Source organism: Curtobacterium sp. MCBA15_012, from assembly GCF_001864935.2.
GTDB lineage: Bacteria > Actinomycetota > Actinomycetes > Actinomycetales > Microbacteriaceae > Curtobacterium.
Genome location: NZ_CP126267.1, coordinates 532,019 through 558,308 on the forward strand (window position 1 = coordinate 532,019; position 26,290 = coordinate 558,308).

The 26,290-nt window shown below is 69.7% G+C and carries 19 protein-coding genes and 1 pseudogene; 9 read left to right on the forward strand and 11 right to left on the reverse strand.

Annotated features, from left to right (window positions below):
- Positions 1–171: 171 nt before the first annotated feature.
- Both QOL15_RS02555 and QOL15_RS02560 read right to left on the reverse strand, forming a co-directional pair.
- Complete coding sequence (locus QOL15_RS02555; RefSeq protein ID WP_071249055.1) at positions 172–546, reverse strand: multidrug efflux SMR transporter; 375 nt, start codon at positions 544–546, stop codon at positions 172–174.
- Between the two features lies 1 nt (position 547).
- Positions 548–862: a multidrug efflux SMR transporter gene (locus tag QOL15_RS02560; protein WP_071249053.1), complete on the reverse strand. Its 315-nt coding sequence runs from the start codon at positions 860–862 to the stop codon at positions 548–550.
- Positions 863–974: 112 nt separating this feature from the next.
- Here QOL15_RS02560 and QOL15_RS02565 point away from each other — a divergent pair, with 112 nt between their 5' ends.
- The 4 genes from QOL15_RS02565 to QOL15_RS02580 all read left to right on the forward strand — a co-directional run bounded on the left by QOL15_RS02565 (position 975) and on the right by QOL15_RS02580 (position 5,051).
- Positions 975–1,553 carry a TetR/AcrR family transcriptional regulator gene (locus QOL15_RS02565; protein WP_071249051.1) on the forward strand — a complete coding sequence of 193 codons (579 nt, stop codon included), beginning with the start codon at positions 975–977 and terminating at the stop codon, positions 1,551–1,553.
- Between the two features lie 154 nt (positions 1,554–1,707).
- Complete coding sequence (locus QOL15_RS02570) at positions 1,708–2,721, forward strand: permease (protein ID WP_065962507.1); 1,014 nt, start codon at positions 1,708–1,710, stop codon at positions 2,719–2,721.
- On the forward strand, positions 2,708–3,646 hold the full coding sequence (locus QOL15_RS02575; protein ID WP_071249049.1) for a TIGR03943 family protein: 939 nt from the start codon (positions 2,708–2,710) through the stop codon (positions 3,644–3,646). The genes QOL15_RS02570 and QOL15_RS02575 overlap by 14 nt, the downstream gene beginning before the upstream one ends.
- On the forward strand, positions 3,636–5,051 hold the full coding sequence (locus QOL15_RS02580) for a hypothetical protein (protein WP_071249048.1): 1,416 nt from the start codon (positions 3,636–3,638) through the stop codon (positions 5,049–5,051). Before QOL15_RS02575 ends, QOL15_RS02580 begins: the two co-directional genes overlap by 11 nt.
- Positions 5,052–5,141: 90 nt before the next feature.
- On the opposite strand, the gene QOL15_RS02585 is transcribed toward QOL15_RS02580, so the two are convergent.
- The 8 genes and pseudogenes from QOL15_RS02585 to QOL15_RS02620 form a co-directional block, all read right to left on the reverse strand.
- Positions 5,142–6,113, reverse strand: coding sequence for an AraC family transcriptional regulator (locus tag QOL15_RS02585; protein ID WP_071249046.1), 972 nt, complete (start codon positions 6,111–6,113; stop codon positions 5,142–5,144).
- A gap of 284 nt (positions 6,114–6,397) precedes the next feature.
- Positions 6,398–7,444, reverse strand: coding sequence for an NAD(P)-dependent alcohol dehydrogenase (locus tag QOL15_RS02590; protein WP_071249044.1), 1,047 nt, complete (start codon positions 7,442–7,444; stop codon positions 6,398–6,400).
- A gap of 430 nt (positions 7,445–7,874) precedes the next feature.
- On the reverse strand, positions 7,875–8,927 hold the full coding sequence (locus QOL15_RS02595; RefSeq protein WP_071249042.1) for a glycerate kinase: 1,053 nt from the start codon (positions 8,925–8,927) through the stop codon (positions 7,875–7,877).
- A gap of 9 nt (positions 8,928–8,936) precedes the next feature.
- Positions 8,937–10,061 (reverse strand): FAD-dependent oxidoreductase, encoded by a 1,125-nt coding sequence (locus QOL15_RS02600; RefSeq protein WP_071249040.1) that lies wholly within the window; start codon positions 10,059–10,061, stop codon positions 8,937–8,939.
- Between the two features lie 96 nt (positions 10,062–10,157).
- On the reverse strand, positions 10,158–10,796 hold the full coding sequence (locus tag QOL15_RS02605; protein ID WP_139266361.1) for a hypothetical protein: 639 nt from the start codon (positions 10,794–10,796) through the stop codon (positions 10,158–10,160).
- 248 nt (positions 10,797–11,044) lie between these two features.
- A complete protein-coding gene (locus QOL15_RS02610) occupies positions 11,045–11,440 on the reverse strand; it encodes a hypothetical protein (RefSeq protein WP_139197571.1) in 396 nt (131 codons plus the stop codon).
- Positions 11,441–11,478: 38 nt separating this feature from the next.
- The gene (locus QOL15_RS02615; protein ID WP_071249034.1) at positions 11,479–12,153 is read right to left on the reverse strand and encodes a hypothetical protein; all 675 of its coding nucleotides are present in this window, start codon (positions 12,151–12,153) and stop codon (positions 11,479–11,481) included.
- Between the two features lie 149 nt (positions 12,154–12,302).
- Positions 12,303–13,463: pseudogene (locus QOL15_RS02620) on the reverse strand (IS3 family transposase).
- Between the two features lie 141 nt (positions 13,464–13,604).
- Here QOL15_RS02620 and QOL15_RS02625 point away from each other — a divergent pair.
- Positions 13,605–14,048 (forward strand): hypothetical protein, encoded by a 444-nt coding sequence (locus tag QOL15_RS02625; protein ID WP_071249030.1) that lies wholly within the window; start codon positions 13,605–13,607, stop codon positions 14,046–14,048.
- 457 nt (positions 14,049–14,505) lie between these two features.
- Here the strand turns inward: QOL15_RS02625 and QOL15_RS02630 are convergent, their stop codons facing one another.
- The gene (locus QOL15_RS02630) at positions 14,506–14,910 is read right to left on the reverse strand and encodes a very short patch repair endonuclease (protein ID WP_083394097.1); all 405 of its coding nucleotides are present in this window, start codon (positions 14,908–14,910) and stop codon (positions 14,506–14,508) included.
- Positions 14,911–14,940: 30 nt separating this feature from the next.
- Here QOL15_RS02630 and QOL15_RS02635 point away from each other — a divergent pair, with 30 nt between their 5' ends.
- Genes QOL15_RS02635 through drmB form a run of 4 tightly spaced genes read left to right on the forward strand, consistent with a single transcriptional unit; the run spans position 14,941 to position 26,273 of the window.
- Positions 14,941–19,758 carry a sacsin N-terminal ATP-binding-like domain-containing protein gene (locus QOL15_RS02635; RefSeq protein ID WP_217641013.1) on the forward strand — a complete coding sequence of 1,606 codons (4,818 nt, stop codon included), beginning with the start codon at positions 14,941–14,943 and terminating at the stop codon, positions 19,756–19,758.
- Positions 19,755–21,272, forward strand: coding sequence for a nuclease-related domain-containing DEAD/DEAH box helicase (locus QOL15_RS02640; RefSeq protein ID WP_071249028.1), 1,518 nt, complete (start codon positions 19,755–19,757; stop codon positions 21,270–21,272). The genes QOL15_RS02635 and QOL15_RS02640 overlap by 4 nt, the downstream gene beginning before the upstream one ends.
- Positions 21,269–24,460, forward strand: coding sequence for a helicase-related protein (locus QOL15_RS02645; RefSeq protein WP_071249026.1), 3,192 nt, complete (start codon positions 21,269–21,271; stop codon positions 24,458–24,460). Before QOL15_RS02640 ends, QOL15_RS02645 begins: the two co-directional genes overlap by 4 nt.
- Positions 24,441–26,273, forward strand: a complete 1,833-nt coding sequence (gene drmB / locus QOL15_RS02650; RefSeq protein WP_071249144.1) for a DUF1998 domain-containing protein — start codon at positions 24,441–24,443, stop codon at positions 26,271–26,273. The genes QOL15_RS02645 and drmB overlap by 20 nt, the downstream gene beginning before the upstream one ends.
- Positions 26,274–26,290 lie beyond the last annotated feature (17 nt).

A 26,290-nucleotide genomic window follows, 5' to 3' on the forward strand; every position in this document is an offset into this window, starting at 1 on the left:
GACGGACGGGAGGCACGGTGCTAGCTGGCACCGTGCCTCCCGTCCGTCACGGGTCGCGCCCACTCGCGGAAGCGACCGATCAGCGCGGAAGCGACAGATCGTGGAGGCGACAAGTCGGCGCGGAAACGACAGGTCGGCGCGGAAGCGACTGTTCAGCGCGGAAGCGACAGATCAGCGCGGACCGTCGGCGTGGATCCGTCGCGCTCGCGAGGATCCCCGTTGCGCGGGGCGGGCCGGCACGAGCTTCAGGCCGACCACGCAGCCGACGATCCCGGCGATGAAGAGCAGTCGCAGGACCGTGACGGGTTCGGCGCCCGTCGCCATGCCCCAGAGCACGGTGAGGGCCGCGCCGGTGCCGGTCCACACGGCGTAGGCGGTGCTGATCGGGATGTGCTTCACGACGTAGCCGAACGCCACCAGGCTGACGACGATCGTGACCGCGAACACCGCCGTCGGACCAGGCTCCGTGAAGCCGTCGCTCCGACCGAGCGCGGTCGCCCACACGGTCTCGAGGGCGGCGCTGACGAACAACACGAGCCACGCCACGTCAGCTCACCACCTTGAGGCCGACGACGCACGCGACGAGGCCGAGCACGAGCGCGACGCGTGCGAACGACGCGGCCTCCTGTCGGCGGAGGATCGCCACGACGACCGTGAGCGACGCCCCGATCCCGACCCAGACGGCGTACGCGGTGCCGACCGGGATGGCCTTCATCGCGAACGCCAGCCCGACCATGCTCAGTGCCATGCCCGCGACGAAGACGATCGTCGGGACCACCTTCTTGAAGCCGTTCGATGCGCTCAGCGCGGTGGCCCACACTGCCTCGAGCACGCCGGACAGCACCAGGACGACCCATGCCATCGAGCACTCCCTTCGTTCCGACCGGTTCGTTCCCGCCGGTGAGTCGCACGAGTGTGCGACTCTTGCTCGGGCGACGGTAGCACGAGTCGTACGACCGTGCGAGTATGGACGGGTGACCACCCGCGAGGACCTCGAGCAGCGCCGACTCGACGTGTCGGACGCCGCCTGCCGTGTGCTCGCGCGGGACGGCCTCGGGGCCCTCAGCGTCCGGGGCGTCGCCGCCGAGGCCGGCCTGCCGCCGAGCACCGTCCGCTACGTGTTCCCGACCCAGGCGGCGATGCGCGAGCACGCGATCACCCTGGTGTTCGACCGCACCCGGGAGCGTGTCGACGCGATCCCGGCCGGGCTGCCCGACGACGAGACCGCGCGGCGGATCCTCGTCGAGCTGCTGCCGCTCGACGTCGAGCGCGTGGTCGAGCTCGACGTCTACCTGGCGCTCGGGAACGCCGCGCTGACCGACGCCGAGCTCCGGCCGGCCCTCGACCGCGTGGTCGCCGAGATGCGCGGGTGGTGCGACCGCATCGTCGCGCTGGTCGGTGTGCCCGACGCGCAGCGCATCGACGAGGCATGCCGACTGCACGCCCTGGTCGACGGTCTCGCGGTGCACGTCACGCGGCTCGCCCCGGGGGAGTCGGGCGAGTGGGCGATCGAGATGCTCGACCGGCACCTGGCGGGGCTGCCGACGGGCTGACACCGGATCCGGTCGCCGCGAGCACCGCACCCGCCGACGCCGGCCGCGCGGCCGGTGCCCGTGGTCTGCGCGGCCGGTGCCCGTCCGCCGCGGCGGGTGCCCGTCGTCCGCGCGGCTCAGGGAGCGTGCCCCGGCGCTCGCCTATCCTGTCCGGGTGACGAGCGCCCCCACTCGCCCCACCCCGACCCGCACGCTCACCGGCCCCGGCCTGGTGCTGCTCGCCGTCGTGGTGCTGCTCGGCGTGCGCGCGTTCTCGCCGAGCGTCGGGAGCACCGGACTGCCGGACGTCGTGCAGGACTTCCTGACCCTGGCGATCAGCGTCGTCGTCGAGTCGCTCCCGTTCGTGGTGCTCGGCATCGTGCTGTCGATCGTCGTCGAGGTGTGGGTGCCGGTCGGCGTCCTCGAACGGCTGCTGCCCGAGCGACCGATGCCACGGCGTGCGGTGATCTCGCTCATCGGCATGCTCTTCCCGGTCTGCGAATGCGGGAACGTCCCGCTCGCCCGCGGACTGATGCTGCGCGGCTTCACCCCGGCCGAGGCGGTCACGTTCCTGGTCGCCGCGCCGATCCTCAACCCGCTCGTCATCATCAGCACGGCGCAGGCCTTCGGGTGGTCCGGCTGGATCCTGGTCGTGCGCATCGTCGGCGGCTTCGTCCTCGCGAACCTGGTCGGCTGGATCGTCGCCGCGCACCGCCGCCCCGCGGACCTGCTGCTGCCCGCGTTCGAGGCCCGGTGCCGTGCCGCCGTCGGGGCTCCGCGCTCCCGGAACCGCTGGCGCGAGAGCGCGGCCCAGTTCGGTGGCGAGACCGCGACGATGATGCCCGCGCTGTTCGTCGGCGCCGGGCTCGCCGCGGCGATCCAGGTCGCCGTGCCCCGGTCCACGCTCGTGTCGATCGGCGCGAACCCGGTGCTGTCCGTCGCCGCGATGATGCTGCTCGCGATGACCGTGTCGCTGTGCTCGAACGTCGACGCCTTCTTCGCGTTGTCCTTCGCCTCGACGTTCCTGCCGGGGTCGATCACGGCCTTCCTGCTCATCGGGCCGATCATCGACGTCAAGATGATCGCCCTGCTCCGGACGACGTTCCGCGCACGCTTCCTGGTGCTGCTCGCCGTCGTCTGCGTCCTGTTCACGGCTGCCGTCGGGTTGGTGATGAATGTCCTCGTCTGACAAGGCCCCGGCGTACCTGGGGCTCGGGTCCGTGCTCGCGGTCTCGGTGTGCACGCTCTGGCTCGCGGCGGTCGGGCACCTCGACCTGTACATCAACCCCCGCTACGACCTGTTCACCGTCGTGCTCGCGATCGTGGCCGTCCCCGCGTCGGTCGCCGGGCTGGTCGTCGTGGCGCGGGGGCACGGGCACAGCCACGGCGACGACGAGGACGGGCACGGCCGCACCCACGAGCCCGACCACGAGCACGGCGACGGCGGTCATCCCCACGAGTCCGACCACGAGCACGGCGACAGCGCGCAGGCGCGGGCGCGCATGCGGGCGCAGGCCCGTGGCCACCGCGCGCCTGCGCGCAGCCGAGCGAGCGCCCGCCGTGCGACCCGCACCGTGCTCGGCGCCGCCGCGGCCCTCGTCACGGTCGGCATCACGGTCGCGATGCTCGTCCTGCCCCCGACGACCCTGTCCGCACGCACGGCACAGCAGCGCAGCGTCGACAGCCCGACCCTGTCGAACGCCTCCGGGACGCAGGACGTCGCCCTGCTCGGCAGCGCCGGCGTGGACACCTCGCAGTACGGCGTGAAGGACTGGGCCGCGCTCGTCCGCCAGACCACGGACACCTCGGCGCTCGTCGGCAAGCCCGTCGAGCTCACCGGCTTCGTGGTCCCCGGCCGGGGTGACGCCTTCACCCTGACCCGCTTCGTGATCAGCTGCTGCGCCGTCGACGCCCAGCCGGTCGGACTCGGGGTCGTCACCGGCGACGGGTCCGGCGCGGGCGGGTCCGGCAGCGACGTGCCGGACTCCGGTCAGTGGGTGCGCGTGACCGGCAAGCTCGCCGCGAACCCCGACCCCTCGGCCGACGCCCGGATCGTCGTCCGCGCCGCGAAGGTGCAGGACATCGAGCAGCCCGCGGACCCGTATGAGTACTGACGTCACCGCGGGGCCGCTCCGCCGTCGGCCCCGCGACCGGTTCCGCCGGCGGCTCGTCGCCTCGCTCACGGTCTTCGTGCTCGTCGGTGCGGTCGCGGCGGTCGTCGGCTCGCAGCAGGGACCCCGGCTGCGTGACGTGTCGTACGACCCGTCCGGCCTGGTGTCCCGTCCGGCGCAGCGGGTCATCCTCACCGCGAACCAGGCACTGCAGCGGGTCGCGGCGGACGCGGTCACGGTGACGCCGTCGGCCCCGCACACCGTGACCTCGAGCGGCAACACCATCGCCGTCGAGTTCGCCGGACCGTTGGCGTACGACCGTTCGTACGAGATCGCGGTCGACGGGGTCCGGGCACCGGGCCAGCCCGCGACCTCGGAGCTCCGGACCACGATCCGCACGGGCAGCACCGACGTCCTCGCCCTCGTCCCCGCGACGGGCGGCGGGAAGGACCGGATCGTCCGCCGGTCGCTCGACGCCGGCGGCGCCACGACCGTGTACCAGGCGACCGGGATCACCGAGTACGCGCGCCTCGGCCGCTCCCTCGTCGTGGTCAGCGGCACGGACGGCAGCTCCGCGGTCGACATCGTGCCGCTCGCGGGCGGGGTGCAGGACGACTCGGTCCCCGTGGAGCACCTGACGCTGCCGAGCCGCGACGGCCGGGTGACCGCGCTGCACGTGGCCGACGACGGCGCCTCGTTCGGGTTCGAGTACGCCGACACCACGACCGGGCAGTCCCGCGACGTCGGGCTGTACGTCGTGGACATGACGGGCACGCACCTGCCGCTCCCGGTCGGCGAGGACGGGAAGGCCCGCGCGGGTGCGACCCCGATCACGGTCGCCCAGTGGGCGTACGTGCCGCGCACCGAGAGCGCCCTCGTCCGGACCGGCTCCGACGACCTCGTGCTGATCGACGTGAGCGGCCGCGTGGAGCCGGTGCGCCTGGGGAGCGCGACGTACCTGCACGGCTTCGTCGGCTCCGGCACCTCGGCGGTGGTCGAGACCGGGACCGGCATCGTCCGCCTCGACCTGACCGACGGGAGGCGGACGCCCCTCGTCGCCCCGGCGGCGAGCACCGACGCGGCGTACCTCGGCCGGATCGCCCAGCTCGACGACCGCACCTACGTGCGGGTGGTGGGCGACGTGCGGGCGGACGGGACCCTCGCGCAACGGATCGTGCGCGTGGAGGGGAGCCGCGCCTCCCGGCTGCCCGTGGTGGTGCCGTCGGACGCGAGCGTGACGGCGGTCTGCCCGTCGCCGAACGGTCAGTTCCTGGCGGTCACGACGCGCTCCGCGTCCGGCGACCTGGTCAGCATCGTCGACGCGACGTCCGGGGCGCTCGAGGCGAGCATCGACGCCGGGTCGGTCGACTGGTGCGGCGCGCTCCCGTCGGGCGACGAGATCGGCTGACCGTGACGGGCGACGCAACGCGGGCCGGGCAGCGCCGACGCAACGCGGGCCGGGCAGCGGCGACGCGACGCGGGCCGGCGGGCCCGCGTGCTACCGCCGCAGCGTCTGCTTCGGGTACTCCCCGAACCGCCGCAGGTACTCGCCCGAGAACCGTCCCATGTGCGTGAACCCCCACCGTGCGGCGACGTCGGCGACGGACACCTGTCCGGGCTCGGCGCGCAGCAGGTCGTCGTACGCGCGTCGGAGCCGGACCTCGCGCAGGTACTGCATCGGCGTCCGGTCGAGCACCCGCTGGAACGACTCCTGCAGCCCGCGCACGCTCAGGTCGGCCGCACGGGCGATGTCCGAGACGGTGAGCGGCTCGTGGGCACGCGCGTGGATGAGCTCGACGGCCGCCCGCACCCGGTGGTGCCGGTGCTCGCCCCAGCCGACCGGTGCCGGTTCGCCGTGGAAGCGGTAGAGGTCGAGCAGGGACCGCACGACCTCGCGCTGCGACTCGTGCCAGGCGAGGGAGTCCTGGCCCTCCTCGCGGAGTGCGCGCACCGAGCCGGACACCGCGGCGCGCCACCGGTCGATCGCGGCGGGCTCCGGCGGGGTCAACCGGTCGAAGGCGAGCGTGCCGTCGACGAGGTACCGCTCGGCGGCCACGTCGAGCACGAGGGCGCGGTCCAGGTGCACGAGCCGCTGGTCCCAGTCCCGGTAGTCCATGTCGAACCGCTGCTCGACCGGGAACAGGGTCGGCACGCCGGGCTGCATGCGGACGGCGTTCCGGCCGGCGTCGACGGTCGCGGTGCCGGAGTCGATCCACTGGACGACGACCTGGCCCTCGACGGCGACGTCGCCGCGCAGGGTGCCGTGCATCTGCGAGCGTCGGATGCTCATGCGCTCGTCGCCGATCGCGACGTAGCGGTACCAGAAGTCGTCGTCGACGTGTGCGGAGTGCCACGTCTTGCCGGCGTACATCCCGGCGAGGTCGGCGATGGCGGCGTCGGTGTCCGTGCCGGACACCGAGACGAGGGAGCGCGGCCCCTCGTTCGTCGTGCCGTTCGGTCCTGATTCCATGCGTCCAGCCTCCCGCTCCTGGCCGCAGAGCGCACGGCCTCGCGTACGACGGCCTGGCCACCCGCGTTCCGCGGACAGCGGCGGGACCGACGGACGGGGCCGCCGGCCCGCGTCCGCGGACAGCGGCGGGACCGACGGACGGAGCTGGTGGCCCGCGTTGTGCGGACAACGGTCGGACCGACGGACGGGAGGCGCGATGCGGGCCCGCACCGCGCCTCCCGTCCGTCTCCCGGTCGCGTCGCGGACGTGACCGGACCGCCGGGCGCGACCCGGCGGCGGGCCGGTCAGGCCAGGGTGGCCGCGTCGATGACGAAGCGGTACCGGACGTCCGAGGACAGCACGCGCTCGTACGCCTCGTTGATCTGGTCGGCGCTGATGAGCTCGGTCTCGGGCAGGATGCCGTGCTCGGCGCAGAAGTCGAGCATCTCCTGGGTCTCCGCGATGCCGCCGATCGCCGAGCCGGCCCAGCTGAGCCGGCGCGGGATGAGCGCGAAGGCCGGGACCTCGAGCGGCTCGGACGGGGCGCCGACGTTGACCAGCGTGCCGTCGACCTGGAGCAGACCGAGGTAGGCCTGCATGTCGAGCTTGGCCGAGACGGTGTTGATGATGAGCTCGAACGAGCCGGCGAGCTGCTCGAACGTGGCGGGGTCCTTCGTGGCGAAGTGGGCCTTCGCGCCGTAGCGGAGCGAGTCCTCCTGCTTCGAGGTCGTCTGCGACAGCACGGTGACCTCGGCGCCGAGCGCGACCGCGATCTTCACGGCCATGTGGCCGAGGCCGCCCATGCCGACGACGGCGACCTTCGAGCCGGGGCCGACCTTCCAGTGGTGCAGCGGCGAGTAGGTCGTGATGCCGGCGCAGAGCAGCGGCGCGACCTTCTCGATGTCGAGCGACTCCGGGACGCGGAGGACGAAGTCCTCCTTGACGACGACGGCCTGCGAGTAGCCGCCCTGCGTGATCGTGCCGTCGGCGCGGTCGACGCTCGCGTAGGTGCCGGTGTTGCCCTCGAGGCAGTACTGCTCCTGGCCGGCGCGGCACTGCTCGCACTCGCCGCACGAGTCGACCATGCAGCCGACGCCGACGCGGTCGCCGACCTGGTGCTTCGTGACCTCGCTGCCGACGGCGACCACGTGGCCGACGATCTCGTGGCCGACGACCTGCGGGTACTGGATGGGGCCCCACTCGCCACGGACGGTGTGGATGTCCGAGTGGCAGATGCCGGCGTAGGCGATGTCGATCTCGACGTCGTGCGGGCCGAGGTCACGGCGGGTGATGGTGGTCTTGACGAGCGGCTCGGTGGCCGACGGTGCCGCGTACGCGTTGACGGTGCGCATTGGTCTCCTCGTGGTGGTGCTTCGCGGGCCGGGTGCGGCCCGCGGTCCAGTGTGGACGCGCGCCCTCGGGACAGGGAGGTTGCGATGGGGTCCCCCTGTCGTGCGGGGGCGGGCGTGTCACGGGTGGTGCGGCCCGGTCGCGCCGGGTGGTGCGGCCCGGTCGCGCCGCGAGGTGCGGTCGGTCGCGTCGGTACGGCGTGCCCGGTCGCGTCGGCGCGGCGTGCCCGGCGTGGTCCGCGTTGCGCCCGCCGAAGCGACAGATCCCGGGTGGCCGCGCCGGTCCTCCTCGCCGAAGCGACAGATCCCGGCGGATGGTTCGACGGGAACTGTCGCTTTCGCGAGCCGCCGCGCCCGCCGCGCCCGCCGCGCCCGCCGGAACCGCCCCCGCCGCGCCCGCCACGTCCGCCGGAACCGCCCCGGCCGCGCCCGCTCAGCTGACCAGCCGCGCCAGCCGCTGCCCCGCGATCGTCGCGAAGCGCAACGGATCCCGCAGCGCGTCGTCCGGCTCCCCGGTCGTCTGCGTCGCGAGCACCACGAGCGAGGCCGCCGCGTCGAAGGCGTCGAGCGGGGCGTCGACCTCGCCGGCCACGAGCAGCGCCCGGGCCTCCGGAGCCCGCTCGGCCCGGAGCGCCAGCACGACCGACGGCACCTTGCCCGCGGCGCTCTGCGCGTCGAAGCGTCCCTCGCCGGTGACCACCACGTCGGCCCCGTCGAGCAGCCCGGGCAACCCGAGCAGCTCCGCGACCGCACGCGCCCCGGGCACGAGCGTCGCGCCCCACACGAGCAGCCCGAACCCGACGCCGCCCGCGGCCCCGGCCCCGGGGGTCGCCGGGTCGACCGACGGGAACCGGCCGGCCCACTCGGTCAACCGGGCCTCGGCGTCGGCGACGCGGTCGGCCGCCAGGCCCTTCTGCGGACCGAACACGGCCGCGGCACCCGTCGGCCCGAGCAGCGGCGACACCACGTCGGTGAGCACGACGACGCCACCGGCCGGGAGCGGACGGAGCCCGGCAGTGCCGGACCCGGCGACGTCCAGGCCCAGCGCCTCGAGCACCGGTCGTCCCCCGTCGGTCGAGGCGCTCCCGCCGATCCCGAGCACGAGTCCGGTCGCCCCGGCGTCGAGCGCCGCGGCGATCGCCTCGCCGAACCCGCGGCTCGTCGCCGTCTCCGGCCGCAGGTCCCCGCCGAGGAGCGGCAGCCCGCTCGTCGCCGCGAGCTCGACGACCGCGCGGCCGTCCGGCAGGCGCAGCCAGTGGGCGTCCACGGGGTCGCCGGCGGGGCCGGTCACCCGGACCGGCACCCGCTCGGCGTCGGGGAACGCCGCGGCGAACGCGTCGATCGTGCCCTCGCCACCGTCGGCCGTCGGTGCGGCGACGACGTCGTCGTCCGGACGCTCGGTCAGCCAGCCGGCACGGACAGCCGTGGCGACCTCGGCCGCGGTCGCGGTGCCCTTGAAGGAGTCGGGAGCGATGACGATGCGCACCGCGCCACGCTACCGGGACCGGAGCGCGAACCGGGGATGCGGTGCCCCGCCGGTGGCCAGGTCGGCGACGAGTTCGCCGAGCAGCGGCGCGAACTTGAACCCGTGACCGGAGAACCCGGTCGCGACCGTGACCGGCCCGCGGCGGTCGAGCACGAAGTCCTCGTCGGGCGTGGTGTCGTACAGGCAGCTGATGAAGGTGGGCCGGGTCGCGTCGACGCCGGGGACGTACCGGGCGACGTACTCCTGCAGCCTTGCGGCCTCGCCCGCCCGAGGCGTGTGGTCCCGGTCGTCGGGGTCGACGACCGGTCCGGTGCCGTGGAACCCGACCTTCACGCCCTCGCCGGGCGTGAGCAGCCCGTACACGTCGTCGCCGTCCGCCCAGTGCACGAACGACGGCCACGCCGCGTCCGGCAGGTGGCTGGGGAAGTGGGCGGGCTGCTCCTGGGTGACGCGGACGGCCGGGAGGCGCGCCCCGCGTGCCGCGAGCACGTCGCCCACCAGTGTGGGCGCCCACGACCCCACGGCGGCGACCACGGACCGGGTCCGGACCGTCTCGCGCTCGCCGGCTGCGCCGACGAGCGACACCTCGACGGTGTCGCCGCAGTCGACGAGCCGCTCGACCCGCGTCCCGTAGCGCAGTTCGGCGAGGCCGGTCGCGGACGCCCGGTCGAGGAACGTCTCGATCGCCACCGCCGACCGGATGCGCCCGGCCGTCGCGTGGGCGAGCACGTGCCCCTCGAAGGCGATGCCCGGCCAGCGCGTGGCGGCCTCGGCGGGGGAGAGGCGCTCGTTCGGGATGCCGGCGTCGTCGAGCTCCCGCGCGATCGCGTCGACGACCTCGGGACGACCGTGGTCGACGGCGCCGGTGCGGTCGAGCAGCGTCGTACCCGTCTCGTGCTCGAGCGCCTCCCACAGCGCGAGCGCGCGGGTCGTCAGCGCGACGTACTCCGGGTCGGTGTAGCCCTGCCGGAAGATGCGGGTCGCGCCGTGCGACGAGCCCTCGTGGTGTCCGCGCGGGTGCTGGTCGACGAGCAGGACGCGCTCGCCGCGGTGGGTCAGGGCGTCGGCGGTCGCCGCTCCGACCACCCCGCCGCCGACGACGACGTGGACGGCAGCGGGGTCGGTCGTGGGCATGGCGCGATCGTAGTGCGGACCCCCGGCACGGACGACCTGGCCCTCCCGGGTCCGTCCGTGCCGTGCCCGAGCGCCGACGGGCTCAGCTCGACGGGCTCAGCTCGTCGGGACCATCTCGGCGTAGAAGTCCTTCGCGGTGACCTGCGTGCCGTCGTTCCCCGAGGCGGCGACCCGCACGTACTCCAGGTCGAGGGTCGGCGTGGGGTCGGTCACCGAGAATGCGCACCAGCCCGATCCCGACTGGCCCTGGTCGACCTTCTCGAGCGGCGGGTACCCGGCGTCGCGCATGGCGTCCTCGATCACGGTCGTCGTGCCCTGCGAGGCGTACGACTCGGTGCGCCCGTGGGCCTTCACGCGGAGCGTGCCGCAGTCGACCGTCGAGTAGTACTTCGTGCCGGCGGTCACGGCGACGTGCACGAGCACCTGTTCGTCGTCGTCCCGGTCCGCAAGGCCCGACTGCGCCGAGGTCCACGGGAACTTCCGCACGACCTGGTCGGCCTGCACCTCGTGGCCCATCTGGTCGTCGACGATCTTGTCCGAGGTCACGGTGACGGCGCCGGAGGCGACCGCGTCCCCGGTGGCCGCGGGCGTCGGGGAGGGCGTCGACGCGGCAGCGCTCCGCGTCGTGGTCGGGCGGTCGTCGTCGGCGCGGTCGGCGGCGCCGGTCGAGCAGCCGGTCAGGGCGAAGGCGACGACGGCGATGCCGGCGACGGCCAGGGATGCGTGGTGACGCATGGTGTCCTCTCGGTCGTGGACGCCGAGGGACACGGTCCGCCCCCCAGCGGTGCCGCGGCCTCTGGTCGGGCAGCCGTGGCGGAGTGGTCGCGCGGCCGCACGCCCCCGCGTGCGCCCCGGCGCCGCCCCGCAGGCCGGCCGCGCTCGTGGTGACCGAGGCGCGTCGACGCTACCCCATCTCGGGGGTGCCGGTACCGCACGCCCGGTTCGACGGAGTACCGGTCGGGCAACCCTGGACGTGGAGCCGGTCAGTTCGAGGACGAGCGGACGAACAGGTAGTCGGGACGCGGCGCGTCCAGCGTCCCGACGAAGAAGCCGAGTCCGTCGCCCGTCGAGTAGCCCTGGCGCACGAACCGATCGGAGTAGTAGAACCGAACACCGGCCGAGTCTCCCTCGGCCACCGTCCACCGTCCGGAGAAGCTCGTCGGGCCGCGACCGTCCGCACAACCAGGAGGGCTCGTCGCCTCGTCCCGGGTCCGGCATGCGAGATCGATCGGGATGTTGCTCGCTGTGTACGTCCGGTCCGCCGACACGACGAACTCGGCAGTGTGGTCACCGTCCTCACCTTGGAGGACCCACGTGCCGGTGTAGTCCTGCTGCGCGGGCTGTGCCGGCACGGCGCACCCGGTCAACGCGAGGGACATGACCGCGATCGTCGTCGCGACTGCCGTCCGGCGCCTCGTCACCACTTGACCTTCTCCGTCCACGTGAACTCTTCTGTGACGCGCGAGAACGGGCCGTGGTCACCAGCGGCTCGGTTCAACGCACCGTAGTCGAGCCCGGGAATCCGCAACGCCGAACCGAGGGTGGTCTCGTTCGTCGCGGTGTACTCGACGACGGCGGTCCCGTCATCGCCCTCGCCACCGGATCCCGGAGCGGACCCGGGCGCCGGTGTGCTCCTGGCGCGAGCCTTGTAGGCCGTGATCGGGAACGCCGGGACGTCGACCTTGCCGCTGCTGGGTGGGGGTTCCTCACCGAAGATGGCATCCCAGGTGCTGTCGACGAGGTCCGCACGGCGTGCGAAGACGCGGTCACGCCACGCGCGGGCCGTTCGCCGCCGCGTGTTCTCCTCGCGAGCGGCGTCGCTGAGGGCACGGATGCCGCTCGCGGTCTCGCCGAGCTCGGTGGCGAGTTCACGCGCGTCCTCCTGCGCGATCGCCGCATTCGCGCGGAACGTCTCGGCGAATCCGCCCGCGATGTCGGCACTGGCCTGGGCGACGAGCGCTGCACGGGGCGACGACTGGAGTTCCACCGTCGTCTTCGCCAGATCGCACTCGTGAGCGAGGTCCTCGGCAGTAGAGAAGTCGTACGTCAAGTCCGGCAGCGCGTACGCGGTCAGGTCGGTCGATCCAGTCACCGTTGTGTTCCCCCATGGAAAGCGGTGTTGCCCCTGGAGAACCCAACGCAGACGAGCCGCGTTCTTCGCAGATCGACACTGCCGTCCACACGAAGCGGGGAGGACAGGACGGAATGTGGGACTGCTGCAGGTTTGGTTGACTCGTTCGTTTAGGCCGCGAGTGCGACCGTTGGGTTGATGATCGTCTCGTACTCGATCGGGGTCAACTTCCCGAGACCGCGCTGGCGTCGTTTCCGGTGGTAGGTCGCCTCGATCCAGGTGATGATCGCGAGCCGGAGCTCTCGCCTGCTCGCCCACCGTCTCCGGTTCAGGACGTTCTTTTGCAGGAGGGCGAAGAACGATTCCATTGCAGCGTTGTCGGCGCACGCGCCGACTCGGCCCATCGATCCGAGGAGCCCGACGTCGCCGAGCGCGGACGAACTTCTTCGACCGGAACTGGCTGCCGCGATCCGAGTGGACGACCGTCCCGGTCGGGTTCCGGCGGTGCACTGCCATTTGCAGGGCCGCGACGGCGAGCGAGGACCGCATGCGATCGCTGATCGAGTAGCCCACGATTCGGCGCGAGCAGGCGTCCTTGATCGCGCAGAGGTAGAGCTTGCCCTCCCCGGTCGGGTGCTCGGTGATGTCCGTCAGCCAGAGCTTGTCGAGGTCTGGAGCTGTGAACGCTCGCCGGACCCTGTCGTCGTGCACCGGCGGTCCTGCTTTCCGGGTCAGGCCGCGCTTCTTCGAGTGCAGGGACCAGAGCCGCTGCTGTGAGCACAGCCGCCATACCCGCCGTTCCGATGCTCGATGGCCGGCCGCGACGAGGTCGTCGGCGATGAACCGGTACCCGAACGTCGGATCGTCCCGATGCGCATCGATGGCGGCGTTGGTCAGGTGCGCGTCGTCCCAGTCCCGCTTGGACACGGGGCTGGCGCGCCACCGATAGAACGCCTGCTTCGAGAAGCCCAGTACCCGGCAGGCCACCGCGACAGGAACACCGTCGTCGGCGAGTTCGAGGACCAGCGGGTAGATCATTTTGGGAGTTGTGACTGGGCGAAGTACGCCGCTGCCCGGCGGAGGATCTCGTTCTCCTGCTCGAGCAGCCGGATCCGTTTCTGCGCCTCCCGCAGCTCAGCCTGCTCCACCGCTTTCGCCGACGGCGACGCAAGAGCACCGACGCCATCGTCGCGGTCCGCGAGGCGCAACCAGCGGGCCAGGCAGGACTCGGACACACCGAAGTCCTTCGCGACCTGCCGCACTGACGTCTCGCCCTTCCGGGCGACCGCGATCACGTCACGGCGGAACTCTTCCGGATACGCCTTCACCATGGCGCACATCCTTCCAGCAGGAGCTAATGCCCCTACCTGTCAGGAGTCAACCAAACCTGCAGCAGTCCCACCCGTGAGCAGTTGCAGGCCTACGTCGACGAAACCACCCCACGAACACCCCGCGTCCCACACGTTGACCCGGTGGACGCGGCGACGGTGCCGGAAGCGTGGTGGCAGTCCACACAGGCCCGCATCCGCCGGCACCTGCTCGATACGACTCTCACCGAAGCCGACGCTGCAGCGGTGTTGCAGATCAGCGTTGGCGAGGTGGGTGAGCTGTTCGCGTCAAACCGGCTGATGAGCTTCGACCTCGACGGCGAAGAACGCATCCCCGACTGGCAGATACTCCGCCCAGCCCTCCCCGAGTTCGGCGACCCGTCCACGCTGCTGCCCGGCCTCGACGTCCTGTACGCGGCGGCACCGCAACCGCTGCTCGACGCGGCAGCGATGACCGAGTTCATGACTACCCCCCGCGACTTCCTCACCATCAACAACGAACCGCTCACACCGCTCGACTGGATACGGCAAGGCCGACCGATCGCGACGATCGTTGCCCTGTTCCGCGGACGGCGGTGGCGATCGTGACGGTCCGACCCGGCCGGTTCCTTCTCAACCTGTCGTTCGACGTCGACGGGTTCATGGGCACGTGATCTTCGGCGGCCCAGTCAGCACCGACCTCGGGCGAGTCATCATCCGCAGCGACGCCACCGGCACCGGCTACGTGCACACGGCGACACCCGCGACGGGTGGGAACCCTTCCTCACCGAAGCCCGACGGATGGTCGCCCTCGTTCAACTCAACACTCCGGAAGAGCGCCGCTGAGTCCAGGGATCTCGTGCGCCACCGTCGAGTACTGCCTGCGAACCGACCCCGCCAACCTCCCGGCACCCGAGCCGGAGGAGCAGCTCGGTAGCGCGACAAACGACAGATCCCCGTGGTGGGAACCGCTCGACAACCTGCAGCAGGCCAAGGACTGGGGCAGACCCTGAATCCCGCCTAACCTATGAGGCGGCCCAGTACGCTCTTGTTGCGGCGGGTGTGCTTAGCTCGATCCGACCGCTTTGCTGATCGCTTCCGCAACGGCGGCCGAAGCCTCGTGCTCCCAAAAGCGGAGCACGGCCCACCCCGCCGATTCAAGCGAAGCAGTCGTCTCCAGATCGCGCTCGATGTTCCGGTCGAGCTTCGGCCCCCAATAGTCGGCGTTCGCCTTCGGCCGGGTCGCGTGGATTGGGCAGCCGTGCCAGAAGCAGCCGTCGATGAAAACGGCAATGCGCTTCCGCGTGAAGACGATATCCGCACGACGGCGTCCGCCGAGCGGCGCGAAGTCGACACGGTAACGGAGCCCGGCGGCATGCAAGAGTCGGCGGACTGCGAGCTCAGGCGAAGTGTCACGCCCGCGGTTCCTCTGCATCGAGCGGCGCGAGCCCTCACTAGTTGCCCACGACATGCCAATAGGCTAAGACGAAGCGGAACGTCGGTGGGTGCCGATATTGTCGACTTGAATATCTGGGGTGCGATCAGGAAGGTGGCGATGGCGACAGCATCATGGGGGCCGGACGGTTCGCTCGTCGCCGAGATTGACGACCAGTTCGCGAGCGCGATCGCCGCGTATGCCGCGAAGCCGACGCTGATCACGGAGCATGCCAACCACGAGGAGTCGATCCGCACCGGCGGGTACGCGAACCGCACGCTTCTCGAGCTCGTGCAGAACGCTGCGGACGCGATGGCTGGCACGACCGGCGATTCCGCGCTTGGGCGGGTCGAGATCGTGCTCGATCCTGCGTCGAAGGTGCTGTATTGCGCCAACTCGGGCAGGCCGTTCTCGAAGACCGGGCTCGTCGCGATCACGCACGCCCATCTCAGCGGGAAGCGCGGCGACGAGATCGGACGATTCGGCCTCGGGTTCAAGTCGGTGCTAGCCGTCACCGACTCTCCGCAGGTATTGAGCCGCTCAGTCTCGCTCGAGTTCAACTCGTCCAAGGCGCAGGCGGCGATCAAGGGGATCGGCTCTGCCGATCGGCGTCTCCCTGTTCTTCGCACCGCGACCCTGCTGGATGCCGAGGAACTATTCGGCGTCGACCCCATCGCGCGCGAACTCGCATCCTGGGCGACCACGATCATCCGGCTGCCGGGCGTCGAGAACATTGACCGACTCCGTCGCGAGATGGAGACGTTCTCCTCCGAGTTCCTACTTTTCGTCAGCGCCGTACGTGAAGTCCGGCTCGCGGTGCTCGGCGACAAAGGCTTCGCTACGAGCCACGCGTCCAGGGACCTCGGGGGCGGTCGATTCAGGATCGAGCGCCCGGACGCGACTGGCGACGAATGGCTCGTGAGCGACCGCATGCACGCCCCGAGCGCAGCGGCTCGGCGAGAGGTCGGCGAGGCCGTTTCGCGCGACGAGATCAAGGTCAGCATCGCGATACCTGTCAGGCCTCGGCGCGCCAATCCGGAGACTGGCGACGCCGGTACGCAGATTGGACAGTTTTGGAGCTACTTCCCGCTGCAGGACCGAACATCTGCCACAGCGTTCTTCAACGCCCCGTGGAGCGTGAACGATGACCGCACCACCCTGCTGCGCAACGGCTACAACCGCGAGATTCTCGCGACGCTCGCCGAGATGTTTGTCGAACTCCTTCCGCAAGTCAGCACGACTGAGGACCCGGCTGCCCAGCTCGACTACCTCCCGGCGCGCGGTCGTGAGGCCATCTACTTTGGCGACGAGGTGCTCTGTGCGCTCGTGCCACCGTTGGCCGTTGCGAACCCGTTGATCCCGGACGGAACCGGCGTGCTCCGCGCTCCCTGGGAGCTGACGCCGCTGGATCTGACATGCGAGTGGAAGATTCCGGAGATCGCTCACGAGGCATGGACCGCGTCGCCGAACACCGGTAAGGACGTCCCGCACTGGCGGTGCTACAGCTCCACTCAACGCATTGCACGTCTTCGTCAGCTCTTCGCGGTGAGCGTCGATCCCGAGAAGTTCGACGAGGACGGGCGCGATATGAAGCGCGCGCTGGAGGTCGCGCCGAAGCGTGGCATCCAGTCCTGGCTCCGCGAGTGGGCGGAGGGCAAGGACGTCGAGTCCGCGGCGAACGCCCTGAAGGTTGTCATCGGGAATCGCGGCGCGGAGGAGGCCGAAAGGGCGCGGGTCATCCCCACGACCGAGGGGTTGCGCTCGCTCGCGGATCGCTCGCTGGTGTTCCTGTCAAAGGCGGACGACCTGGAGATCGAAGGCGCGGTGTTCGTCCTGCCGCGGTTCCTGGCGTACCCGGGCATGGAGAAGGCGCTCCGCAACGCGGGCTTTCGCGACTTGGACCCGGTGGCGATCCTCACGGCCCGGCTCGCCAAACTGACGACCACAGCCAGCCCCGAGATGCAGGAGAAGTTCTGGGACGCGGCCCTCGGCGTCAGCACCGGGGAGGCCATCTCCGCGGTTCGCGCTCACCAGAACGCGCAGGTGCGTGTACCGACACGTGACGGCGGCTGGCACTGGCCGCAGCAGGTCCTCGATATCGACGGCGACCTGCCTGCGGCCGACGGAAGTCTGCTCCTCGACCGTCAGCGATGCGTCCCAGCGCTCGCTCACGACTTGGGCGTTGTCAACGCGCCCGTTCGCGAGTACTCGTTCGAGGATGAGGCCGCGGCTGACGAGTATCAGGACTGGGTGATTGCGGACCTCAACAGCCGACTGACGCCGGGCGACCGCCCGATTGAGCGGATCACCCTATACCCGAGCCAGGGTCACTCCGCCGGACCGTTCTCGGCCCTGCTCCTGCTGCAGCAGGCCGGGGCGCCGGATCAGCTGCGCGAGTCGTGGACCCGGGGGCTCCTCGAGTTCGGCGATGCGCCGTGGGACTGCGAGGACACGGCAACCGGCGTTTCGTACCGCGTGAAGTCGCCGCTCCGCTGGGCTGCAGAGCGAGCAGGTCTGCTCCGCACGACGCGCGGGTTCAGGCCGATCAACGACGTGGTCGCGCCGTCCCTGGTGGAGTATCGGGATCTGCTCCCGCTCTATGAAGGGCCGCGGGCCGTCGTCGAGACGCTCCATCTCCCGCAGGAGCTGGCGCTAATCCCGGCGGGCGTCCTGCGGGATGCGCTCGCCGTCGATCTGCTCCCGCCGCAGTTCGACGACGAGCTACTCGTCCGATTCATCCTGGAGACCGTGCCGCTCGCATACCCGGAGAGCCGGCCTCCTTGCGTTCCGGCGCGGGTCGGACGAGTGCTCGAATCACGGCCCACCGGCACCGTTTACCTGGCGACCGACGACGAGCAGCGCGACTATCTGGCGCAGCACCAGCGGCCGCATCTGAAAGCGTCGGAGTCTCAGGCCGAACGGCTTGTCGCAGAGGTCGGGTGCAAGCGCTTCGCGGACAGCTTCGCGTTCTCGATCCGTATCGACGGGCAGCAGGACGCCGAGCGCCTGCTCGATGTGTTCACCGGACTCCGCGGCTGGCCGAGCAGGGACGACCTGGGTAATGCGACGTTGTCGAGGGCCGAGTCGGTCGCGAAGTGGGTCACAACGGAAGACGGCGTCGAGCCTCAGTCGCTCGACTCGTATCGAGACGGAGTGAACCTCGTGGTCGTGACGGCGCTCGACGAGAAGGCGACGCTGCGGGCGGCGAATGAGGCATTCGATCTCGGCCTCAACAACGCCGACGTCGAGCGCGTGCTCAAGGTCGGACTCGAACATCACCTCGAGCTGATCCGACAGGAAGCGCTGGCGGCATCGACCGATACCGCGCGTCTCGAGGTCTACTTCGGCGAGGACGACTTGCGAGAGAAGCTCCCAAAGGGTCTCTGGCAAGGGCTTGAGGCCCAGGGTCTCGTCTCGAAGAAGACCTCGGTGGCTGAGCTGTGTCTCTCCGTATACGGCAAGGATACGATCCGCGAGCTCGCCGATTTGTTCCGTCGGGAGGGCTTCCCGGACGTCCCGGACCAGTGGGCCGGCGGAGCCGCGACGATCACCTGGCTCCGGAAGATGGGTTTCGGCTCGGAGTTCGCGGGGCAGCGCACGCGGCGTCAGGACGCCGAGTTCGTCGTTCCGGGGGCGACGATTCTGCCCGCGCTCCACGACTACCAGTCACGCATCAGCACGGAGCTCCGGTCGACGCTGCTCGAAGTAGGGGAGGGCAGCCGCAGGGCCAAGGCGATGGTCGAGCTGCCCACCGGCGCCGGAAAGACTCGTGTCGCGACGGAGACCATCCTCCAGCTGTTCATCGATGGGACTCTCCGCGGACCAGTGCTCTGGATCGCGCAGTCGCAGGAACTGTGCGAGCAGGCGGTGCAGACTTTCAGCGAGGTCTGGCGCGGACTCTGCACCGAGCAACGTGTCGATATGCCGCTGACCGTCGGCAGGCTCTGGGAGAGCAACGATGTTCAGGAGCCGGACACCGCCCTAAGCGTGGTGGTCGCGACGGACGCGAAACTCGAAGTGATTCTCGGGAGCGCCGAATACGAGTGGCTCAGCAGGGCCGCGGCGGTGTTCATCGACGAGGGCCACGTCGCGGGTACCTCGACAAGGTACACGCGCATCCTCTCGTGGCTGGGCGTCGACGGCCGGAGCTTCGCACGACCGCTGATCGGCCTATCGGCTACCCCGTTCAAGGGGACATCGGCTCAAGCCACGGATCAGCTCGCCGCTAGATTCGGACGGAGGAAGCTCGCCGCCTTTGAGGAGAACCCTTACCAGGAGCTCGTCGCGCTAGGCGTGCTCGCCCGCGTGAAGCACGACGTTCTGCAAGGCGCGAAGGTGCGGCTGTCGGACAACGAAGCCCGCGAGGCGATGAGGACCAACCGCGTCAGCGTTCAGGTGCTCGATCGGGTCGCCGCCGATCACGCGCGGATGGGCGTCCTTGTCGAGAGCATCAAGAACCTGGAAGCCGAGCGCGGTCGATCCGTTCTCGTGTTCACGCCGAATGTCTTGTCCGCTCAGGTGCTCGCCGCCACACTGCGATACCGCGGCATCGAAGCAGCGTCCGTGAGTGGGCAGACCGGCCGACAGGAACGGCGCGACGTGATCAAGCGATTCAAGGACGGTGAGATACAGGTGCTCGCCAACTGCGACCTCCTTACCCAGGGCTTTGACGCGCCCGGCGTGACGGCGCTGTATATCGCGCGCCCGACCTTCAGCCCGAACGCCTACATCCAGATGGCCGGGCGCGGCCTCCGCGGGCCGAAGAACGGCGGCAAGGAGGAATGCCTGATCGTCGACATGGCCGACAACTTCGGCAGCGATGACATCAATGGCCTGCTCGGGTTCCGCGAGTACGAAGAGCTGTGGCAGGAGCAGCAGTCGTGATCCTGAGCCCCGACCTGCGGGACATCGAGCGCACCGCGCAAAGCGACGCCGAGCGCAAGCTTGCCCGGCTACTCCAGGCCGTGGAGAGTGCTGAGGCGGTCGCGTTCCATTCGGTCAAGCTGCGGACGGCTCCGGTCAAACAGATGGCCGAGGCCGACTTCGTCATCCTCTGGAAAGGGGTTGCGATCATCGCGGAGGTCAAAGGCGGCGGCGTGAAGAAGTTCGAGGGCGCCTGGTACACCATCGACAGGAACGGCGACAATCACAAGCTGAAGTCGTCGCCCATCGACCAGGCGCGGGATGCGATGTTCGCACTTCGCAATATCCTGAAGGAGGACGGACTCGGCTGGTTCCCCTCGGAGGCCATTGCCGTCACGCCGGACATCGACCAGCCGCCGACCGATGTTGCGTGGAAAGCGACACACTGGCTGGCGAAGGAGTCGATGACCGCCGACGCGCTGTCCTCCGCGCTCGACGCAGTAGCCCGTTCGGCGTCGGCTGCCCCCAGGGGTGTGCCCACGGCCCGTGTCGATGAGCTGCGGGAGGACCTCTTCGGGGAATTCTCGCGACTCCCCGTCATCGATGCTCAACGCGGAGCCGTGATCGACGAGCAGAACATCGCGACTGCCGATCAGGCACGGGTGCTCGCCGGTCTGGCGAAGAATCAGCGCATCCTCGTGCTCGGCGGCGCGGGAACCGGGAAGTCGGTGGTCCTCGCCGAGGCTGCGAAGCAGGAGGCAGCGGCGGGACGGTCCGTCCTCGTGACGTTCAGGTCGCCGGGACTTCGTACGTTCTTCGAGCCCCGGCTCGCCGGGCGGGCAATCGAGGTGCGCGAGTTCGACGCCATAGATCCCAATTCCCGGTTCGATGTGCTGCTGGTCGACGAGGCCCAGGATCTGATGTACGTCGACGCCATGGATGTGCTCGACGGGGTCGTCGCAGGCGGCCGGGAGCGGGGCCGCTGGAGGATGTTCCTCGACCAGAACAACCAGGCACACGTCGACGGCCGCTTCGATGAGGATGTGTTCGAGATCGTCCGCACCGAAGGCATCGAGTACGACCTGAGCAAGAATGTCCGCAACACCCGGGCGATCGTCCACATGGTCCAGGAGTACCTGGGTGCCGACGTCGGCGACCCCGGGATCGTCAACGGCGAGCGCATCCAGTGGGAGACCGTGCCGGAGGGCGAGTCACGTGCGCAGGCGCTCCGGATCGCGAAGTCGTTCAAAAGGGGTGGCGTCAAAGCGGCGGACATCTGGGTGCTTCCGGCCTCCGCTGCCGAGTCACTGGATGAAGTCGTCGACGGAATCCGAGTCCGCAGCCCGAGGGTCGCGAAGGGACTCGAGGCGGAGCATGTCATCGTCTGCGAGCTTCCGACGGAATACTCGGACGCGGCGCTCGCGGCACTGTATGTCGCGGTGACGCGAGCTCGCGTGACCCTTCGCGTCGTCTGTACCGATGCTGATCGTCGACGGCTGCAAACGATGGTGCGCAGGGTGGGGGTGAAGGCATGACGCTCACGGCGTCTCAAGCACGCGCCTTTAAGCATCTGCGAGCGGCCTACGTCGGACCCGAGCAGGGCGAGGACGAGGTGCTCATCGAGAATCGCCCGTCGCTGCAATACGCGGTCGGCATGCTCTTCCCGGTGGATGACGAGGTCGTGGCTCAGCACAGGGTCGCCGCAGGTGAGAGCGATTCGCAGCAGCTCGTCATGGCGGACGTCGAAGAGGGCGATGTCGAGGAGGACGACGCGACGAGTCCGCTCGCCGAGGACTGGCGACCGTCATCTGCCGCAATCTCCTTCGTCACCGACTCCGAATCCGTGCTCTGCGACTTTTCCGCTGGCACATATGCGCTAATCGAGGATGACGGGCCGCAACGCTGGCAGCGCACCGGTCACGAGTTCCGCAACATCGAGCTCGTGCGAGACAATGCGCAGCTGCAGCAGCTGTCCGCCAGCAATGTCCCGTTCGAGATCGGCACCCGCTGGCGGCCTTACGGCGCCTCGAACTGGCTCGTCACTCTCCACGTCCGACTTCGCACGAAGACTACTGGCGAGGACCGGAGTGATATTCCCCTTATGCTCTTTCAAGTCGAGCTGTCCGCCCGCCCGGCCGATGGTGGTCGCATCCTCGAGTACGACGTGTCACGAGCGATCGACGTCGACCCGGAGGCCGCCGAGCTGCGTCTGCGGTATCGGGGCCGCAAGGTCTTCGCCGTCGGGCACGGCATGGCCGCCGACTGGGAGACCGACGAGGCTGGTGACTGCATTCGGATCAAACTCGACCCGGTGCCGCACTTCGTCGTACCGGCGATCGAGCAGACCGGCGGCGACAAGCTCGGCGGTCGCGCCCGACTTGCGCTCGATCTCGCGTTCCTCGCGGCGCTCGACTCGGAGCCGGCGCCGGTGCTGGAAGCACTGGAGTCGTTCGTGGAATCCTTCTCCGCGTGGGTCGCGGATCAGCGCGCGCAGGCGTCGGAGCTAGGTGCGAACGCCGAGTCGATCGTCGAACGCGCGGGAATCACGGCCACCCGCATGCGGCAAGGGATCGATGTGCTCGCGGACCCTGAATCGGCCGCGCTCCGAACCGCCTTCGCACTCGCCATGTCGGCAATGCGCCTGCAGATGCGTCAAGCAGCTCTCGGTCGCGGCGAGAAGCACCCGTCGCCTTCCTGGCGTCCGTTCCAGCTCGGCTTCCTCCTGGTGTCGCTCGCTTCGACCGTCGACGACACCCACCCTGACCGATCGCTGGTCGATCTGATCTGGTTCCCGACCGGCGGCGGCAAGACCGAGGCGTATCTGGCGCTCGCCGCCATCGTGATCTTCCTGCGTCGGCTCGAGCACGGGCCGGCCGGTGGAGGGACGGCGGTGATCACCCGATACACCCTGCGCCTGCTCACTTCCCAGCAGTTCCAGCGGGCGGCGTCCCTGATCTGCGCAATGGAGCTGCTCCGCGCGACGGATCCGAGGGTGAAGGGAATGCCGAGGTTCTCGATCGGCCTCTGGGTCGGCAACGAGGCGACGCCGGGTACCCGTGCCGACGCGAGGTATGCGCTCGACCGGCTCTACAAGGCTCAACACCCGCAGGACGCGAACGAGTTCCAGATCACGGAGTGCCCCTGGTGTCTGACCGAACTCGTCCCGATCAAGAAGGATGACGCGCGCCGGCTGTATGGAGCGCGTCAGGTCGGCAACGACGTCGCCTTCCGGTGCGTGAACCCGGCCTGCGAGTTCGCCCTTCGAGACCTCCCGATGAACGTCGTCGACGAGCTGCTCTACGAAGAGCCACCGACCTTCCTGCTGGCCACGGTCGACAAGTTCGCCCGACTTCAGTTCAAGGACTCAGCCGGGCGACTCCTCGGGATCGGCACACCATATCGGCAGCCGTCGCTCATCATTCAGGACGAGCTGCACCTGCTGTCCGGTCCGCTCGGCACGACCGTCGCCGTATTCGACGCGGTCATCCAACTCCTAGTGAGCAGCGCCGACTCCATACCGAAGATCATCGCGTCGACCGCCACAATTCGCGCCTCCGGCTCTCAAGTGAAGGGTCTTTACGGTCGGAAAGTGGCGCTCTATCCGCCTGCCGGGATCGACGGCGACACCACGTTCTTCGCCAGCCCGGTGGCCAGCGGCGAGGGTCGCCTGTACGCCGGGATGATGCCGCAGAGCGTGTCGCAGGCCACTGCCCTCGTCGCCGCGGCTTCTCCGCTCCTCGAACTGCCGCGTGTCCTCATCGGGACAGATGGAATCGGCGATCATGCGGACCCCTACTGGACCTTTGTGATGTACCACAACAGCCTCCGGGAGTTGGGGCGCACGGGGGCACTGCTCCTCGACGACGTCAACGGCCGACTTGGGACTCGTGCGGACCGGCTCGGGCTCGAGTTGAGGACAGTGCACGCGGACCGCGTGCTCGAGCTGACGAGCCGCCGTGGGCCGGAAGAGCTGCCGAAGGACCTCCGACAGCTCCGCCTCAGCGCAGACAAATCCGACGATGCGGTGGACGCGGTGCTGTCGTCTAACATGCTGTCGGTCGGAATCGACGTTCAGCGGCTCGCCCTGATGCTGATGGTCGGACAGCCGAAGACGACGGCGGAGTACATCCAGGCGACGAGCCGAGTCGGCCGTGGATCCGTGAACGGCATTGTGGTGACCCTGTTCCGATCGAATCGCGCTCGTGACCGGTCTCACTTCGAGACCTTCCGGGGGTACCACGAGGCGCTTTACCGGAGCGTCGAACCGACGAGCGTCACGCCCTGGTCGCTCTCTTCGCGGGATCGCTCGCTGGCCGGTGCGCTCATTGCGCTGCTTCGGCACGCTGTGCCGGTGCTTTCCGGGGACGCTGACGCAGGCGCCTTTGATCTATCAGACGCCCGCTTCCTAACCACGGTGGAGGGGCTGATCGAGCGATTCCGCGATCTGGTCGGTAAGTCCGAGGAGGACGAACAATCCGCGGTCGACGACCAAGTCTGGAAGCTCCTCCGGGAGTGGGACCGGAAGGCGGGGGAGGCTCGCGACGCCGGCGATCTACTCCGATATGAGCATCGCCAGGCTGGGGACCGGGCGCTGGTGAAGCGTTTTGGGCAGGATGGCGGTGAATGGCTGGTCGGTGACTCGATGCGCTCTGTCGAGCCGAATGTTGCGGTCGAGGTGCAGGAGCCCGAGCGGGAGGTGCGACGTGCAGAAGATCCGGCATGATCTCCGCCTGTCGGAGACGGTGTCCCCGTTCGGCGTCGGTGCGATCGTCGACATCCGAGGGGAGTCGCTCATCGCTCCGGACACCTCGTGGTGGAACCGTCAGGTCGCACCGGAGGTCCACTGCGACCGCCTCGTCGACCAGCTCATGCAGCCTGGACGGCCCCGTCCGCTGCTCCGTCAGGCCCCGTCTCATGCCGGGAGAGCCGGACAAGAGACCGCGAGTCTGCCCTACTGGCGATTTCCGGCATGGCGCTTCTGCGAGCGATGCCTCAAGCTCTCCAAACTGACCACTATCGACAAGGGACGTTTCCGGAACCGGTGCGACTGTGGCGGCGTGCTCGTACCGATGCGATACGTGGCAGTCTGCAAGACGGGCAGTCACGTCCAGGACGTGCCTTGGTTCATGTGGTCTCACCGCGGGCACGACAAGGGCGTGACAGAGGAGGTCCGTGTCTGTCGTGCGTACACGGAACTCCGCTTCGTACGTTCGAACACGAGTGGCGAGGGGCTCGCCTCTCTTCGAGTCGTCTGCGATGGGTGCAAGCGCTCGCGACCGTTGTCCGACCTCGTAGGCGAGGGAGCGCTTCACCGCGACGGCATCCGATGCGAGGGGCGTCAGCCGTGGGAGCCGGAGGACTCGGTGGCCGAACCGTGCGATGCGGACCTCGCCGCGGTCCAGCGCGGCGCGACCGGCAACTACATCGCGGATCGCGTCTCCGCGCTCGACATCCCCGAGGAGAAGACGGCGTCGGAGGAGCTGATCGATAAGGTGCGGGCGCATGACTACTTCCAGCGACTGGTCGACGACAACGGCGGGCCGAAGTCCGAGATGATCGCGGGCTGGATCGCGGAGGAGCTTGATGTCGGCGCCGAAACGGTCTTGGCGGTGGCGCTGGGTGGCGAGCCATCCGAAGAGATTGGGATGCGCGCGCTGAAGGACGGCGAATGGGCCGCCTTCGTGAAGAAGATCATCGCAGGCAAAGATCGGGAAGTCAGCGACTTCGTCGTCGACGGGTGGTCCGGTGGGTCGATCACGTCCGGACCGTCTGAGCTGCGAGGTGTGATCTCCGGGATCGGACAGGTGCATCGCGTCCGCGAGGTGCGCGCACTGAAGGGGTTCCGCAGGCACAGCGCCGCGGCGGCTTTCGTCAGCGCAGACCTGGAGCAGGACCCGAAGCAGCGGCCCGTGTATCCGTCGCTGGAACTATTCGGCGAGGGGATCTTCCTGCGGTTCGACGAGGACGCGCTACGGGCATGGGAGTCACTCTCGGATGTGCAGGCTCGCGCACGCATCCTCATGGATCGGCGTGAGCGGCTGGAATGGGCCCGTTCGCGTCTCGACGTCCCGGAACCTCGCTTCATCGCGCTACACACCATCGCCCATCTGCTGATCCGTCGCCTCGCGTTCGCGAGCGGCTATTCCTCGGCGGCGCTGCAGGAGCGGGTTTACGCGAGCACGGAACGGTCCGACAATACGGCGGGCATCCTCATATACACTGCGGCTGGCGACGCGCAGGGCACCCTCGGAGGTCTCGTCCGCTTGGGTGCCCCGGACCTGCTGATCCCGCTACTCGTCGCGTCGCTCGACGATGCCGACGTGTGCTCGAATGACCCTGTGTGCATTGAGAGTGATCGGCAAGGTTCGTCCCAGCTCAACCTCTCTGCCTGTCATGGTTGCGCGCTCGTGAGCGAGACGTCCTGCGAGACAGGCAATCGTCTGCTCGACCGCCAGCTCGTGCTCGGCGGTGGCGAGGTCACAGGACTGCTCGGGGGGGTGCTGCCCGCCGTTCGCGCGTCAATGGGAGCGGCCTGATGCCTGCGCCGGCGCGC

Coding starts and splice junctions, on each gene's coding strand:
- QOL15_RS02560 (WP_071249053.1), bottom strand. CDS start 862: ATGGCATGGGTCGTCCTGGTGCTGTCCGGCGTGCTCGAGGCAGTGTGG.
- QOL15_RS02575 (WP_071249049.1), top strand. CDS start 2,708: ATGTCCTCGTCTGACAAGGCCCCGGCGTACCTGGGGCTCGGGTCCGTG.
- QOL15_RS02580 (WP_071249048.1), top strand. CDS start 3,636: ATGAGTACTGACGTCACCGCGGGGCCGCTCCGCCGTCGGCCCCGCGAC.
- QOL15_RS02585 (WP_071249046.1), bottom strand. CDS start 6,113: ATGGAATCAGGACCGAACGGCACGACGAACGAGGGGCCGCGCTCCCTC.
- QOL15_RS02590 (WP_071249044.1), bottom strand. CDS start 7,444: ATGCGCACCGTCAACGCGTACGCGGCACCGTCGGCCACCGAGCCGCTC.
- QOL15_RS02600 (WP_071249040.1), bottom strand. CDS start 10,061: ATGCCCACGACCGACCCCGCTGCCGTCCACGTCGTCGTCGGCGGCGGG.
- QOL15_RS02605 (WP_139266361.1), bottom strand. CDS start 10,796: ATGCGTCACCACGCATCCCTGGCCGTCGCCGGCATCGCCGTCGTCGCC.
- QOL15_RS02610 (WP_139197571.1), bottom strand. CDS start 11,440: ATGTCCCTCGCGTTGACCGGGTGCGCCGTGCCGGCACAGCCCGCGCAG.
- QOL15_RS02630 (WP_083394097.1), bottom strand. CDS start 14,910: ATGTCGTGGGCAACTAGTGAGGGCTCGCGCCGCTCGATGCAGAGGAAC.
- QOL15_RS02645 (WP_071249026.1), top strand. CDS start 21,269: ATGACGCTCACGGCGTCTCAAGCACGCGCCTTTAAGCATCTGCGAGCG.